This window comes from Photobacterium atrarenae, from assembly GCF_024380015.1.
Taxonomy (GTDB): Bacteria; Pseudomonadota; Gammaproteobacteria; order Enterobacterales; family Vibrionaceae; genus Photobacterium; species Photobacterium atrarenae.
Map to the genome: position 1 here is coordinate 46,550 of NZ_CP101509.1, position 15,870 is coordinate 62,419.

The window sequence follows — 15,870 nt, forward strand, 5'->3', positions numbered from 1 at the left end:
TCCGTCCATTTAGCCTGAGTTCATGTTTTCCCGTGAAACTTTGCCATAATTTTCACTCAATTTTGAACGCCAACAAGTTATAATAGTCGGCCATTCTGGATTTAAAGCAAATAACGGAAAACCATGAGCAAAGTTTTTACCTTTTTCAAGGGAATGGCCATGGGCGCTGCTGATGTCGTCCCTGGTGTATCTGGCGGTACCATTGCATTCATTACCGGTATCTATGACACTCTGCTGGAGAGTATTCGCCGGATCAATCCAAGCCTGATTGGTATCTGGCGTCAGCAGGGCTTCAAAGCGGCATTCAACCATATTAATGGACTCTTCCTGATTGTGCTGCTATCTGGCATCCTGACCAGTATTTTTACCCTGGCCCGAGTGATCACCTGGATGCTTCACACCCACCCGATCCCGCTATGGTCTTTCTTCTTCGGGCTGATCCTGGTTTCCGTCAACCATATGTTCAAGCAGGTTTCCCTGTGGAAAGCCAACCGTGTTGTCGCCATCTTTCTCGGAGCGCTTTTCGCATACAGCATAACCGTCCTGCACCCCTTAAGCCTCGCACCAACCCAGTTCAATATTCTGCTCGCTGGTTCCGTGGCCATTTGTGCCATGATCCTTCCGGGCATTTCCGGCAGCTTTATTCTGCTACTGCTCGGCATGTACGGGCCGATCCTAGCTGCCGCCAAAACCGTCGATGTGATGACCTTAGGCACATTCGCCCTGGGCTGCGTGATTGGGTTGCTGAGCTTCTCCCACCTGCTGTCCTGGCTCCTGCGTAACTACCGTGATTTAACGCTGACTTTTCTCACCGGCCTGATGATTGGCACACTGAGCAAAATCTGGCCCTGGAAAGAAACCCTGACCTGGCGAACCAATTCCAGTGGTGAGCAAGTTCCAGTGCTGGAGCAAAATCTGTCACCGTTGAATTTTGAACAGATTACCGGTGAACCAGCCCTAATAGGCTATGCCATCACCGCGATGCTACTGGGTATCGGCCTGGTATGGGCACTGGAAAAAGTCGCCGACAATTAATCTCCCGCATACTGCTGCAGCCACAACGGCCAAGCTCCGTTGTGGCCAGGCCCTGTAAAAAAGTATGTGCCATATCCGTGCCTTCACAAAATACTGATGCCAGGCCTGCGCTTGGCGTCAAAAGTGATAAAATCTGAAAATCACTATTTACCAACGATTTAAAACATGTCGCAGTACAAAAAGTGGTCCCCTGTCACAACGCTGATACTGGCAGTGGCCATGGGTTGGGGGACGTTTCAATTTTCGGGACAAAGTCTGAGCCAAAGCGCGGATACCAGCCTTCTCAATTTCTGCCAGCTCAGCACCCAGGCATGCCAGCAACACACCGCCCGGATCCAACTCGCCAGCGATGTAGTTAAGCCCATGCAAGAAACCGAGATCCGGGTAAGTTGGCCCGAGTTACCGGCTGATACCGAGACGCTGGTCCTCTCCCTGAAAGGACACGAAATGATGATGGGGGTCTATCAGCTACACTTATCCCGGACCGTTGCGGGAGACTATCGCGGGCAGTTGATGCTACCATTTTGCACCGAGGACGAAATGACCTGGCGAGGAGAGATCACACCGCAATCAACAGCTGCTCAAATGACGCCGCTCCATGTTTCTTTAAGGATGATCAAATGAAATTTCAGTGGATTATATTAGCCTTGGCCTTGGTCGCCGGTTTAATCACCCGTTTCGTTGTCGACGCGCAACAAGAACCTGCGACAGCAATGCACTCCCCTGCCGCCTCGGGGATCCTGGAAAGCGGCAAAGAATCGGTCGATTTGTTTAATACTGCAGACCCTCGCCTGCGCGTGATCTACTTTGGCTATACCCATTGCCCGGATGTTTGTCCTACCTCGCTGGCCGTCCTGTCTGCTGCTCTGAAAGAGCTGGACACGGAAACCAGACAACGACTCTGGCCTATCTTTATTACTCTCGATCCTGAGCGTGACACGGCAGAAAAAAGTGCCCAGTATGCACAATATTTCCATCAGGACATTGTTGGGATGACCGGCTCAGATGAGCAGACAAAAGCGCTGGCGCAAAAATACGGGGTCCTGTACATGCGAACGGAGCTGGAAGACTCAGCTCTGGAATATGCTGTCGATCACAGCTCCTATTTTTACCTGCTACAGCCAGACGGCACGTTAGTCGATAAGGTACAGCATACCCTCAACCCGGCAATCTTAGTTGACGCCATAAACAAGAATTTAACAGCATCGCGATCCTGACCATGCGTACAGTTGTATTGCCGCATGGTAAAGAACTGATCCAAGTAAAAATAAAATGAACAGGAAGAAAGCCCGCCACAGCGGGTTTTCTCGATTTTGAGAGAGCTTTTTCAGCGTTAAATAGGTGAAGAAGAAGAAATTTGAGCAACATATGCCATACTAATTCTGCCGACTGAATACTTTAACACTCGGTCTGTAGTGGCAAACAAAGGAGAAGAAAGAAAAATGAACCGTTCATTATCTATCCTTACCGGTATTATTCTGAGTGCGACACTTATTGGTTGTTCAAGCTCAGACGAAGTTGATCAAATGCAGCAACTCACCAACAAAGTCGATATGCTCTCTGATCAAGTTGGTGCACTGCAAAGTCAGCAAGACCAAATGGCAGGTGCAGTCAATGATGCACGTGCTGCTTCTGACGCAGCGTATCAAGAAGCAATGCGAGCGAACCAGCGTATTGATAACATCGCCAGTTCGTACAGCAAATAATCAGAAAGTGGCGCTTAGGCGCCACTCCTTTCTCTGTCGCAGCCCACCCTTTCCATTCCTGCAATCTCAGTCACCATTCCTGAGGATAACGTGTTTCTCGGGAACAAAGCCCTTGATCGAATATCTGCGAATTTGCACCAAAAGGATTTAAACTGCCGTTATTTTGCACAACAGTGGGGATAGTCAATCTTCCTGAAATTACATGGTTTTTCACCATACCCAGACTTGACATTGGTGAAGCCAGCACGGTTATTAGCCTGCCGCCATTTCCCACAGAGTTATTCACAAGTTTTGTGGATAAGCGATTTATCCCCAGCCCGACGATCGGGACACCGTCGAAGCCTGAACATCGACATTATCACTAAGCCGAACAACCCTTGCCAGCCAAAATCCCCGGCATCAGCGCCGCTTAAATTGCAATTTGTATGTGCTGTAGCCGACCGCGAGGTTTGAAAAACCAAGCCGGGAAGAATGAAAAACGGATTAACTAAAACGAATGCCCTTGATCACATCTGATGCACATACTAACCGTGCCAAGTCATCTGAACTGTAGGTAACACTCAGAGATGCTCCTCTTTCAAGCAGTAACTTCATACTTTGTTGAGCATATAGCGTCGATAAATGCTCAGACCAATCCAACTTATCAATCTTATGGTCTTCTGAAGAAGGATCGATGAGTGAAGCCTTATACAAGACCGGGCCATCCCAAGAGTCTGATAACTTAACGCAAAACGCAAATGTACCAAACAGACATACAATGCCGTAGCAACCGCCTTCAGGGAGGCAAATTGTAAAAGTAGAGTGCTGTAAATGACCTAAAATTTCAGTATGGGGTATACATGTACGCTTGAAATACCGTACGAGCCCATCTGCATTATCTTGACCTTTAATAAAGTCGATTACCTGTTCAAATTGACCTGTTCTCAACCGCTTAGGTGCAACATTCCTGGCCAACTCCGTAAGAGCTGTTTTGGCTATTGACCTAAGCTCATTTTTTGAAAATGAAAAACTCCATGTTCTCTTAAATGCTACTTGTTTGACACTTTCTTGCAGCTCTTCCCCCTCATACTCAGCACCTTGATAAGCTTTCTGCCCTTTCAACTGTTCAAAGCGCTGTAAAACAGCCTCTTTCCTTTTGAGATCCCCCACCACCTGAATGTGTTCACACTTTGAAGATAACTTCTCTATCGCGGTCGCTACTTTTGAAAGCCTAAATCCTTCATAAGTCAAATCGACAGATAAACCGTCAACAGCTGTAATGCCCTCTACGACTGGCCTCACACCGTCCTCACGTATTATTTGATTCAGAACACAAACTTCTTTTAGGTTATCCGTGAGAACGTTATCAATCTCTTTTCCCAGTTTGTTATTACATATTTCACAACATATCTGCTTCGACTTAAAGCGACCACCTAAAGCCTTCAGAATAGAGTGCTCTTCCGAACCAACATTACCTTTACACCCATCCAACTGATACAAACAATTGTAAGCCATAACCTCAACTCCCTGAATTAACTTCAATTGCAATTGTATGCATGGATTTTATTCAAAACTAGTAAAGTAAACAATTCACTAACCATACCCAACCATCAGCGCTGCCGGTGGCTGGCGTTCGTCATCCTCATAGACCCGTTCATCATAGTTCTCGGCTTCGATGCGGATATCGTTGGTTCCATCTGGTACAACGTTCATCACCAGGGCTGGGAGCCTGTAATTGTCCTTATCTCCAAACATAAAGAATGGTGGCTCCATGTAACCATCGAAGGCCGGTGTAAAGTCCAGTGCCTCCGTGATTCTCACTTCCCCCGGCGCAGGTCCGCGCTGAGCCGCGACAGGGCCAAAGCGTGTGCCATCCGGACGACGCAACGCGATCACATGCTCTTTGCCTTCCTGCCAGGTCAAATCGGCATTGGTAAAAATGGCCGTGTACTTGGAGCGATGGACAATGTGCGTGACCCGGCCATTTTGCCCGTAGCCTGGCACACTCCAACCCACATCAGCGCGGCTGAGGAACGCACTGTTGAGCCCATCCAGCTCGGTGCCCCAGGAGTAGTTCTTGCGCCGGTACCTCATTTTACGGGCTTCACGCATGCCCCACTGCCAGGCTTTCGCCCGATCGGTAATCCCGAATGGCTTCAGCTTCTTCGGTTTTATACCTGGCGATTCCGGCAGTTTGCACAGGATGGTCTCAGGCTTCCAGGTTCGCTTATCAAAATACTCCACCTCCACCGAGTCATGATCGCTGGCCAGCTTATGCTTGACCTTGATGCTCAACGGAGAAGTCATGTTATCCGGCATATACATGTATGCCTTGCCGCTCCTCGGCTCATCGCGGACCGGGATCAACTGGCCAAAGTCCAGCGTGGGGTAGGCATAGCCGCACGATAAAACCCGGCGCTGCGCCTCAAAGTGGGTACTGTCGTTATCAAATACAGCATTAAACTCATCCCCGCGCTCATTCCAGATTTGGTGCAGCCGCAGTAGGGCGAACTGAGAGATCATTTGATCGGTGAAGCCGCATGCTTTGGCAATATAGCGGCTGGCAGGCGCGATATCATTGGTCGGATACCTGCCACTCGTCCAACCTCCATTACCATCAGGCACCTGCAGCATCCGGGTCGGAACACCCGCAAACTTGTTTTCAGCACTTTTTGACAGCGCATTGGTGCCTTTCACCCGTAGTCCAATCGTCGTGATACCGGGGTAAGATGTATTGGAGTCCAATTCACACTTCACCCGAACAAGTTCAATCTTATCAAGAACACGAGATTCATTATCCTTTCCCGTGACCCGGTAACACCGAAACTCCGGCTCACACTCTTTACTCAAGGTAATTGGTACAGTCAGCCCCAGTTGGTCCCGTGTCGCTCCCGTTCGGGAGATGGGTACCGATTTCCAGTTCGTTGTCCCAATTTCCCGCCATTGCAGCATGACCTTCAGGGTTCGGCTTTCAATGTCCCCGTTATCCTTAATGTAACCAATACCAGTCGGCCAGCGAATATCAACCATCACTTTTCTGGTCTTCTGCAAGGAAGGGGTCACCCGAATGGGGCCGAAGATTTTACCGGGATAGGTATTAATCGCCGTTAACCGCACCCCGCTCAGGTTGCCACCGGCTTCAAAGCTGCTCCACCAGGACATTGTTGTTGATTTGTTGGGGTAGAGCTTCTGAACCATCCCAGTTTTATCGGTCCGGCTCGTAATGCGGTAAACACCATCATCCCGGCCCAGAAACTTTATCGGCGCCTGGGTTCCATAAAAGTTAACTGTATCGGCAGGCAACTGATTTCCATTTTGATCAACCACACGTACCGCGTAATATTCATCGCCATTGTGAACCCCAAAAAACTTCGCATCGATCATCCCGGTTAACCATTTTCCAACACCACCACTGGTATCCACTTCGGTCGGATACAGTACATACTGCCCTTTTTGACAGTCATGCAACGCCGGATCTTTTGACCAGTAATTCAGGATGTCCGCATCACCTTCTTTTCGCCAGCCGCCAGCCTCACTACCATACACATAATGTGCCCCCGGCGTATCTTTCAGTTCAATACGCTGGCCAACCTCCCATTCCGGTGGCCAGTATGGGATCAGAAAACCTTCCAGATTCTGATAGATGGTAATTGTGGTCTGATTGAATGCCGTTTTAGGTGGGACAACCGAATTAACCGGCCCTTCCAACTCAATGCCTCCTGTGCCCGCCGTGGCCCCAACTTCCGGGCTGGTATAGACATTTTTGTAAGCCGGGTGAGCGGTGACATTTTCACCGGGATTAAATTTACGAACATCAATATCGCCCGCGTAGTTTGTAATGGGTGAGTTCCCAATAGTGATTTTGCTGTCTGGTAAATCGTACCAACCCACCCCAATGGCGCAAAACATCAGCAGGTATTCTTCATCATTCGAGTAATAGCGATGCTGGGCATTGAGCAGATCGAAATAAACTTTATGGGTACCGAATATTTCCGGGATTATCCCCATCAAGCGCGGCCGGTTCCCCTGAATATTTGCATCATAAATCGAGCTACCTTCCGGGGTGCTACTGTTGTAGTTATCAGGCAAAGCCTGGCTCATGAAATAAGCCCCAGCTGCAGCGGCTGCCGCGATGGCCAGATAAATCATCCACCCACCTGTAAAAATATCCTTCGGCTCTAACGTTAAGACAATGCAATCACCAGGCTGAAGGATCACCTCAGGCCAGGTTACCGGCTCAAGGTGATTCTCATTCAGATAAGCCGATACCGGGTGCTGCACTTCTTGCTGATAGCTGGGAACATTTATTTTAAACCAGTCATGCAAGCTGATCCCCGGCTCACAATAGGCAACTTCAACCGGCTCCAAGGAAAATTTACTCATGTAATATTCGATTCGCGGCATAACGGTATTCAACTCTGAGAAATTGACGTTCAAAAATATGAATTGGGGATAAGTGCGGACCGAACGACGCACTGGTATGTAAGATCTCCAGTTGTGAACCGTTCGGGACAACCGTACCAATATGCCAAAGCAATTGACCCACGAACCCACAGGCAATGGCTAGCGGCCTTGGTGGCACAACATCAAATGAGCGTGAAACGTCCTGGTATAACGTGGTCATCTGGCGTTTATCCTGCGCCCCTACAGCACCAAAGGAGGGAACAAACTGCGCCGGAACCCCTGTTTTTAACTGGATATCCCGCCCCATCCCCCAACAGTCAAAAAAGGCGGGACCTCGCCCGCCGTCTTTAAAGGATGATTCTAAATAGCTATCAATGAGCGCCTGCCAGCGCGGGTCCGTTAAATCAGCGTTTAATAGTAGTTTAAACGGCGCTTCTACAGCCATACCAAGCCCCTTGCTATCTCTGAGGTATACCGACGGATAGGAAAAGCCGTATTCACCAGGTCTTCAAACGTGGCACTGACTTTCACTTGGTTCTCATCAAGTTCTGTGGCAAAAGCCGTCATCACAATGGGAGGCTCTGCGGGAGCAGATAGGTCATGTTCATTATATTTACGCAATGTCACTTTCACTTCTTCATCAGCCGCCAGCGCATTATCGATCATGATCGAGACTTCCCCGGAGACATTATCAATATTGAAGTTTAAGTCCTGCCGCCCTTTCACCGTTCGGCTCGGCAAAGATAGGCCAAACGCAGCCTTTTGAAAGATGGCTTCTTCTCCGGTCTCCAATTTGGCCGTGATATCGTGATATCCCAATACCAGGCGGTATGCGCCGTCTGGGATAGATGGGGCAGCGAATTCCAGACAGTAATGGATCACCATGTTCGTGACACTGGCATAAACGATTTCGAGAGATTTCACTAGATTTCCTTTCTCAGATACTCAGTGAGCGCTTGGCCAAATAATGAGTAACCAATTAAAGAAGGGTGGCAATCATCTCCCGACCAATATTGACTGGATTTTTTCACAATAATTTGCGAACCGGCAGACGGCACATCCCTGGTAAAAATCACCTTAAACTGGTCAAACACCCAGGTGTAATTACTCATCGTGAGTTCAGCGTTTATATCGCTCCAGGCGCGGCGTGCACCACCAATGACATAGCAGCCATCTAAATAGCGCTCAATTCCATTGACAACGACAGACCAACCTCGCAACGCCCAGTGATTTCTCAGCTCTCGTCCATCGGCCAGATACAACGGAAACTCTGCAGAGCCATCACTAATCTCCCCGGCATCGGCTGTGATATAAACTTGATGATCCGCCGCGGTACTTTCCGACCAGTCCCGAGTCACCTGGTAGTAATCGACAAAATCCACACCCAACTGCTTGGCGATATGCTTCCCGTAGTCGGCATAACCTTCCAGGCGGCGAGTACGCATATTGGGCACGCCGCTGGTTCCGATGCTGATTTGTGCATTTGGGTTGGCCTCTTTGAGATAATGAATGACCGACTCAACATTGGCGCCCCATTGTTTGAGCGATCGAACCTGAATGGTTTCAATGTCAGCAAGTGAGTCCATCTGCCAGCCGAAATCATCAAGCCTCAGCTCAGGCCCCCACTCAATCCGGCGTGACGCTGCATCCCAGCTTTTCACCAGACGAACGGACATCGAGCGGTTATCCCCTTTCCACCGTCCAAACGTCACGACATCACCAGGCTGAATATCACCAATATGTGTCGTGTCACTGTTGAGGATCACATGGAACGGGCCGATGTCCTCGTAGTCAATCCGTGAATCGGAAACCAGATAGCTGCCGTCTGGATTTTGTTGAATGCTCTGGAGCCACAACAGGGAGTCCACCTCAAAAAGCTGTGCCTGAGTCATCGTGACATCGGTCCAGCACAAATACTCATTTGTCCCCCAGTCGTCATTGGTGCATGACTCCATCGAGATATGTGTCGGCTGCCACTGACTCACCTTGTAGTGACTTTTCAGGCTCGCATAAGACGAAAGGAAGTTACTCGCCTTGAAGCCACCAATCCCTGCATTCATGATATGGTGCATTTTGTTAGTCACGAAATTCAGGTAAAGCCGTGGGGACGATGGGTTGGCTACCCGAGGATCAGAGCCGACGATGACTAACTTGGCATTTAATGCCCCGACCGTTGGGAACTTCGCAGTAATGATGGCGCGGTCATCCGTATAACGAAAATCCAGACCAGAGGACAGGCCCACAGGGTTCGCCGGGTCATAGGCAATATTGCCATCGCCATACGTTGATTCAATGCCACTTCCCAGCCCTTTACCGAGGTTGCCGACAGTCGAGCGCATCGGCTTGATGGTCTCGCCGTGATCAAACCCGCATTCGATCACCGTGCCTTCCGCTTGATTGACCTTAAAGGTCAGCCAGTGCGTAATCTCGTGCTCTGCACCGGACTCTTTGGTTTTTCGTATAATCATGTACTCCCAACCGTCCGGCCAGCTCCCGCTGTAACCACCACTATTCATTCCTCCGATCAACACTTTGCCATTCCGTCTCACGGTATGGTTGAACGTAAACGGCACACCCAAACCCCAGGAGCGGGTGGAACCATCCGCCTGCCAGAACTTCACTTCTCCTTCAGAAAAGGGCTCATCATTGAAGGTGGAAAATCGCTGAGACAACTCATCATTGACCCAAAGCTCGACAATGGCCGCGTGCTCATTCCCGCGCTCTTTACAGATTGCCAGACTAATCTCGTCGCCCTGCAACATAAACTCGGCGGTCGCATCATTCCCCTCAAGGTAAGCGACTGCCCCCTTATACTGCATGGGCTCAGGCAGCCGGGTGGTATATCCGAGTTGCTCCCCTAAGATCGTTGTCGCCACTTCATGACGCAGATAATCTTCAACCGCCCCGACATAGGAGCTCTGGCCAACGTATCCGGAGCCCCAAGTGATCGAGCTCCCCATGCAAGCCAAACGAACAGGATTTCTCACCGTGAACGGTTTCGTTTCGGACTTCACATCTGGCAGCATGTCCGGAATCGCGCGAACCTCGACGTAGTCGGGATTGAGCAGGAACCTGGGACTGTTGGTATTCTCAACGACCCCATCTGACATCTGGGTCATGTCTAACCAAATCTTACCGTGAACCGTACTCCCCACCGGCTTCAGCTCGAAAATGGTTTCACCGTTCTCGTTTGGCGCATCCACACGCCCAGAGGCAACAATCCGGCGCTCATTATTAAAAACATCAACTTTGGTGCCGAAGGTCGTGGAGTTCTTAGTAATAATCCCTATCCCGTAAACCACCCCTGCCTGAGTGCCCGCAAGATAGAAACCTTTGACATAATTAGCAGTCAAGGCGGCAAAGGAGTCCCAGAGCAAGTGAGATTTTGCTGACGGATCTAGCCACTGGGCTAAGTGAAATGTTTCTTCATGGCCTTTGACTCGTCGATCGGCTGTCGACTCACCAATATTATTATGGCGCAAGTGAATTGGAGCCTGTCCGGGCACACCATTAATCAAAACCCCAGAGGCTGAGATTCTGGACCAATCCACGATCATATTGATAACGGCAGGGCGTCCATTCCAGGTGCCGTTGATCGTGAGCTCAGTTTCGCCATTGATTTCTGCTTTTCCTGACCAGGTGCCGATCGTCTTTTCGTTATCGCAAACCCAGATGCTATCTCCAAAATCAGAAGGGCTCTTGGTAAAGACCTGAATACGAAGCTTATCCACGGTCAAGCCTGGCTCTGCAACAACAATGTTGGCAGACACAATACTCTTCGCTACTTCCGTATATGCTGAGGTTTGCAAACTGGAAGTAATCGTGTTGACCATCGGAAAGTCGTTCGACAGCCAAAGCATACGGGGAAGATCTGCAAGACCTTCATTCGCCGAAAAATAAAGGTGATGTTCATTGGTATTCCACAGCACACTCGGCAAGCCCTGCGCTCGAATTGCATCTGTGTCTACCAGAACACGGATAACGCCGTCATGACCATGGCACTCGTATTGATAGTATTTCCCTGCTTGAACTGGCTCGCTGTCCGGCAATGTTTCATAAAGCCCATCACTGTCATTTTTGATGGTCATTCTGTTGCCATGCGTGTCATCATCGACAGTAAAAACAACCAATCGATAACGGTGTTTCACCTGGAGCAAAGAAAACGCGTGGCAAATGAAATGCTTCATCCACTTCCGGTCATAGCTCTCCGTTGGTTTGTAGAGGTCGAGATTCGGCTCCAGGCAACCGCGCATCAAATCTAACTTATTGACGGCCCCCAGAGTCTCTACGCTGTAATGCAACCAGGCATTGGAAAACCCTAGCGCCGGAGAGCCGCCGTTCCAAAGCAAACCCGTTGGCAACTCTCGGTAGTCAATCAGGACATCAATAAACTGGTTGAAACTGGTAAATGTGTTCAAACGAACCCAAACAGGGCCGTTTTCCCACCCTTGCGGTCGTACTTCAGGATCTAATCTGTAGTTCGTGCCCGACTCATCCCGGATATAAAATCGGTCGTTATAAACGCTATCGTTGCTGGCCAGGATCCATAAATAATGAGCCTGGGTTGGGTTGACCAGATTGTTTGCTTTTACATCTTTAATTGCCCTGACAATCACCGAACGATTTTGCTCATTTTCCACGATAGTAGGCCCAAGATCTTGGTACCACATGTTTGACTGAGAGTCAGACAGTCGCCGGATCTGTTGGTACAAATCATAATCCGAGCGCACCCAGCTGGCACCATTCCAGCCATAAAGACCGTTATTGTCACCATCATTCCAGACTTCAGCTAAGTATTTGTCTGCAGGCGGATGACCTGAAGCGATTAAGTCAGAATAACTTTGAAATGCCTGACGTCCCTGAATTAACGAATTAATAGCTGAAAATGAATCCTTAATATGTTTTGTGATACTAGGCTTCTCTACACCATCAATGATGACAGAGTCATTTTCCCCACCTTTAAGTATTAAATTCAAAAAGCCCAACAATTGGCGGTGAAGCTCAGCGATTTCCCACGGATTTCCACTGTAATCTGTCATTTCCAACTCTCCGTGTAATAAGTGCTCATATCGATGGCTTGAACGAATTCCTCGTAGGTGTGCGGGTACATCACCGCATCCAGGGTTTCAATGGCTGTCATGGTTGCAAAATCTTCTATCTCTACTTCAGCGCTGTATTCCCAGTACAGTCGGGATATCGGCTTACGACGGCTGAGTGGGTTCGTAATGAATCTCACTGTATGCTCTCTGAACCCTAACGGGGTATGAACCTTATCCCGAAAGCTCCGGGCCCCGTCGTCCAGGGCGTGGCGAATGAAGCCTTCGAATATCGCTGCCTGGCTCTTGTGGATCCGGTATACGGCCTGTTTCACCGTGGGCGGGTTCAGGCTGACGCGGCGCAGGCGGGTGTAGCCGGACGCCATCTTGGTTTTCAGGACATTGTCGGCCTGAGCGTAACTGAGGTCGCGCAATGTCGGGCGAGGAAGCCTCTCTGGATAAACGATCATTGGCCTCTCCTCTTCCAGCCGTACTTGGATTCGCCTTCCTGGGAGATCGGGCCGCCATTACGCAGGTCATCCACCACGGACTCCCTGGCCGCCGCCAGCCAGACTTTGAATTTCTGGCCGTCCTCGGTTGGCTGCTGTTCAACCTGGGCGATGGCCATGCTCTCGCCGCCCTGGTTAATGATGTCGAAGTAAATCGCCGCCTTGCCGGAACCAGCACTGGAAACGCCAGCAGCCTGGGCTGCCTGCATATTTCGCATCTGCTCCATCATCGAGACCATCCAGCGGAAGTTATCGGCCTGGTCGGTGTTGAGCACCATCTCGTTGGCTTTCAGCAGCCAGGTGCCCTCGTTCGAAGTCGGGACGCGATCAATCCCGTCGTGGGCCTGGCCCAGAATGCCTGCAGAAGCGGCAGCCGTTGCCGAGGCAGCCATCGGCATGGTGACGGATAACGCGGTTGCCATCGCCCCCGGCGCTGCCGCCGGGCCAACCACCGGAATCGCCGCCGTCGATTTGAAGGCATGGATACCGGCAAGCATGGCGGCAGACTGACCCTCAGCGGCCACTTGGGCCACCTGACTAGTTGCCTCCCCGGCCATAATGGTTTTCTCCAGCGCCCACATCACTAGGCGTTGGGCCATGATTTTACCGAGGGCAGCCAGCATCGAGTGGGCCAGCCCGGCGGCCATGCTGGTAAAGGCATCTTCCAGGCTCTTGCTTTGCATCACCGCATCCGCGAACGCATTGCCAAAGCCGGTACTGAAGTTATCGAAGGTCTGCCGCCACAGCTCATCGGTACTTTCGGCGGTCAATTTCATCGAGTCGTAGTAGCGCTGCCAGAATGCCTGGCCGGACTGGTCATCCTTGAGCCGGTCCAGCCGCTCTGCTTCCATGATCAGGGTTTTGGCCAGCTCTTCATTGACGCCCCGCAGCGCGCCGTGCTCCAGCTCCCAGCGAACACGGGCCGCTTCGCCGGTCTGGCCATAGAGCGCGATCTGGCTTCGCATCTGCGCCAAGCGATCTTCAGCCTGCTTGCGCTTCGCCTGAACCTGCTCTTCCACTCGGGCAGCCGCTTTTTTCTTGTCGATGTTCTGCGCTTCGAGGATCAGCTTATCGGCCAGTTCTTTGTTGATGCCCTTGAGCGCCCCGTGCTCGATGTCGTAGCGCACCTTGGCCGCTTCCGAGGTTTGCCCGAACAACGCCACCTGGCGCTGCATCAGGGCAAGCTGCTTTTCAGCCTTATCATCCTCATCACTGCCCCCGGTGCCATTTGATGAAGACTTCGGCTTATCCGGATCCACCCAGTTATCCGGCATGCCGTCATTAAATATGGCCGTCTGCTTGGCAGAGATTTGAGTCAGCTGCTGCTCTAGTTCCTGGGCGTGTTCATTCAAAACCTGAATACGGCTCCGGACATTCACCCGGTCCCCTGGATCCAGGTATTGCAAGTTCCCCGATAGCTGTTCGACTTCGCTCCGCGTCCTGCTCAGCTCTGAACGGACTTCACTCGCTGCCACGCCCAGCTGCGTGATCATGACCTTACGCTGAGCCTCATTGAGATCAGTAAAGCTGCCGGACAGCTTGCTCACCTCATCATCCAGATCAGACGTCGGCTTTTTCGCCTCAGACGCTTTCATCGCAAAGTAGCCAATCGCGCCCGCCGCCATCATCACGACACCCACCGGACCGCCCAGAAAAGCCATGGTTGCATTCAAGGTCCGTCCGGTAATACTCGCCGTCGCTTGCGCTGCAGAAAGCTGAGTGGTTGCAGCCGCTAACTGACCCCGTGCTACTGCCAGAGCTTTCTCACCACCGGTCGTTCTGAAAATGTAAGCATTCGACAACTGCAGCGCTTCTAGCCGAGCCACCTCCGCAGTGGTGCTCGCTATCGTCGCCTGGGTCTGCTTAATCAGCTCGGCATTCTGGGCTCGGGTCGCAATCGTCGCCTTGGTTTTGGCCGCCGTCATGTTGATGAGGGTGGCCGTGCCACGCCCGATGGCCAAAGCCATGGTGACTCCGACCGCCGTCGAGACCACCTCGGCATTGTCTGCCAATAGCCCAAGGCTGTCGGTCAGGGAAAGGACAACCGGGGAAAAGGTGTCTGAGATCGGTTGCTCGTAGGCCACAACCAACTCGGTGTAAGCTGTAGAAAGGTCGCCATAGAGCGCATTAACGTTGCCTGCCGTTCGCGCGGCGGCCCCCTCATACGTCGCCAGGGCCTTGACCAGGGTTTCGGCAAAAAACGCAGAGGTGACTTCACCATCATTGACCATCTGGCGGAAGCCACCGGCAGCCAGACCTGCCGCCCGGTCCATCCGGGTTAACAGCCCTGGTAGCGGCTCAACGGTTTGGTTCAGCTCTTCGGCCCGGACAATCTGGCTTGCCATGGCCTGCTGCAGACCGAACATCGACTGACCAAGCTGATCATTGGTCGCGCCATAGGTGGAGGCGGCATTACTCATGCCTTCGAAGATGGCCAGGGTCTGCTGACGGGTGATCATGCCCGACTCTTCAATCGAAGCAACGCGGGCATAGTTGGCCGCCATGCCAATCAGAGCCTTATTATGCTCATCACTGACCGCCATCAGATACTGTTCAGTTTCCAGCCATTGCTGCTGGCCACCGACCAGGGAAGTGATTTGGGTACGGATGTCCTGGTAAGCACCCAGCCGGTCCGTAGCCTGCTGCGCGGCGGCGATGGCAGAGAAACCGGCGGCAACACCGAGCAATTGGCTGCGCAGGCCGTGCAGCTGACCTTCCATCGCGTCTGACTGGCGCGACATGGTTTTCATCTGGCGGCTGGTTGTCACCGCCTGATCGCCCAGAGAGTTCACCGCCTGGTCCGCGCCCTTTACCTCACCAACGAACTGCTTGGTCTCGGCATCAAACTTAAGCTTGAATGTCAGGTTATTATTCACGGCGGTTCAGTTCCTCGGTCATCTCGTTGGCGATCAGTTTGAGCTTGTGGTAATCCTCCGGGTCGACTTCCCTGCCTGACAGGTCGACATCTGCTTTTACCTGGCAGGCATCCATGCCGAGACAGACCGGGCCGTTCCATTGCAGAAATGCCGGGATGCTCAGCCACCAGGTCAACACGGTTTGATGCTCTTCCCAGACCTCAATGACCTCCGGCTCGGCTTCGCTTTCGGGCTCAAGCGCAACACCCCAGCACGCCAGCTCTTCCTGCCAGGCTTGCTCATCTTGCGCAGTGTCCGGGCGACGGCGGATCGCCGCCCGCACCGC

The 15,870-nt window shown here is 51.5% G+C and carries 12 protein-coding genes; 4 read left to right on the top strand and 8 right to left on the bottom strand.

Translation table 11 applies throughout. From position 1 onward, the window contains the following. Positions 1-123: 123 nt before the first annotated feature. The 4 genes from NNL38_RS16345 to NNL38_RS16360 all read left to right on the top strand — a co-directional run bounded on the left by NNL38_RS16345 (position 124) and on the right by NNL38_RS16360 (position 2,741). Positions 124-1,035: a polyprenyl-phosphate transporter gene (locus NNL38_RS16345; protein WP_255391494.1), complete on the top strand. Its 912-nt coding sequence runs from the start codon at positions 124-126 to the stop codon at positions 1,033-1,035. 165 nt (positions 1,036-1,200) lie between these two features. Next, positions 1,201-1,659 carry a hypothetical protein gene (locus tag NNL38_RS16350; protein WP_255391495.1) on the top strand — a complete coding sequence of 153 codons (459 nt, stop codon included), beginning with the start codon at positions 1,201-1,203 and terminating at the stop codon, positions 1,657-1,659. After that, the gene (locus NNL38_RS16355; protein WP_255391496.1) at positions 1,656-2,252 is read left to right on the top strand and encodes an SCO family protein; all 597 of its coding nucleotides are present in this window, start codon (positions 1,656-1,658) and stop codon (positions 2,250-2,252) included. The genes NNL38_RS16350 and NNL38_RS16355 overlap by 4 nt, the downstream gene beginning before the upstream one ends. A gap of 225 nt (positions 2,253-2,477) precedes the next feature. Next, positions 2,478-2,741 carry an Lpp/OprI family alanine-zipper lipoprotein gene (locus NNL38_RS16360; protein ID WP_036821101.1) on the top strand — a complete coding sequence of 88 codons (264 nt, stop codon included), beginning with the start codon at positions 2,478-2,480 and terminating at the stop codon, positions 2,739-2,741. A 483-nt stretch (positions 2,742-3,224) separates the two neighbouring features. On the opposite strand, the gene NNL38_RS16365 is transcribed toward NNL38_RS16360, so the two are convergent. The 8 genes from NNL38_RS16365 to NNL38_RS16400 all read right to left on the bottom strand — a co-directional run bounded on the left by NNL38_RS16365 (position 3,225) and on the right by NNL38_RS16400 (position 15,867). Beyond that, entirely contained in the window at positions 3,225-4,235 is a 1,011-nt protein-coding gene (locus NNL38_RS16365) for an HNH endonuclease (RefSeq protein WP_255391497.1), read from the bottom strand. Between the two features lie 78 nt (positions 4,236-4,313). Continuing rightward, entirely contained in the window at positions 4,314-7,103 is a 2,790-nt protein-coding gene (locus NNL38_RS16370; protein WP_255391498.1) for a host specificity factor TipJ family phage tail protein, read from the bottom strand. Beyond that, entirely contained in the window at positions 7,096-7,569 is a 474-nt protein-coding gene (locus NNL38_RS16375) for a hypothetical protein (protein ID WP_255391499.1), read from the bottom strand. Before NNL38_RS16375 ends, NNL38_RS16370 begins: the two co-directional genes overlap by 8 nt. After that, positions 7,560-8,048: a DUF1833 family protein gene (locus NNL38_RS16380; protein WP_255391500.1), complete on the bottom strand. Its 489-nt coding sequence runs from the start codon at positions 8,046-8,048 to the stop codon at positions 7,560-7,562. Before NNL38_RS16380 ends, NNL38_RS16375 begins: the two co-directional genes overlap by 10 nt. After that, complete coding sequence (locus NNL38_RS16385; RefSeq protein ID WP_255391501.1) at positions 8,048-12,163, bottom strand: SGNH/GDSL hydrolase family protein; 4,116 nt, start codon at positions 12,161-12,163, stop codon at positions 8,048-8,050. Before NNL38_RS16385 ends, NNL38_RS16380 begins: the two co-directional genes overlap by 1 nt. Next, positions 12,160-12,630, bottom strand: coding sequence for a hypothetical protein (locus NNL38_RS16390; RefSeq protein WP_255391502.1), 471 nt, complete (start codon positions 12,628-12,630; stop codon positions 12,160-12,162). Before NNL38_RS16390 ends, NNL38_RS16385 begins: the two co-directional genes overlap by 4 nt. After that, on the bottom strand, positions 12,627-15,545 hold the full coding sequence (locus NNL38_RS16395) for a tape measure protein (RefSeq protein WP_255391503.1): 2,919 nt from the start codon (positions 15,543-15,545) through the stop codon (positions 12,627-12,629). The genes NNL38_RS16390 and NNL38_RS16395 overlap by 4 nt, the downstream gene beginning before the upstream one ends. Continuing rightward, positions 15,538-15,867, bottom strand: coding sequence for a hypothetical protein (locus tag NNL38_RS16400; protein WP_255391504.1), 330 nt, complete (start codon positions 15,865-15,867; stop codon positions 15,538-15,540). The genes NNL38_RS16395 and NNL38_RS16400 overlap by 8 nt, the downstream gene beginning before the upstream one ends. Positions 15,868-15,870: the final 3 nt, after the last annotated feature.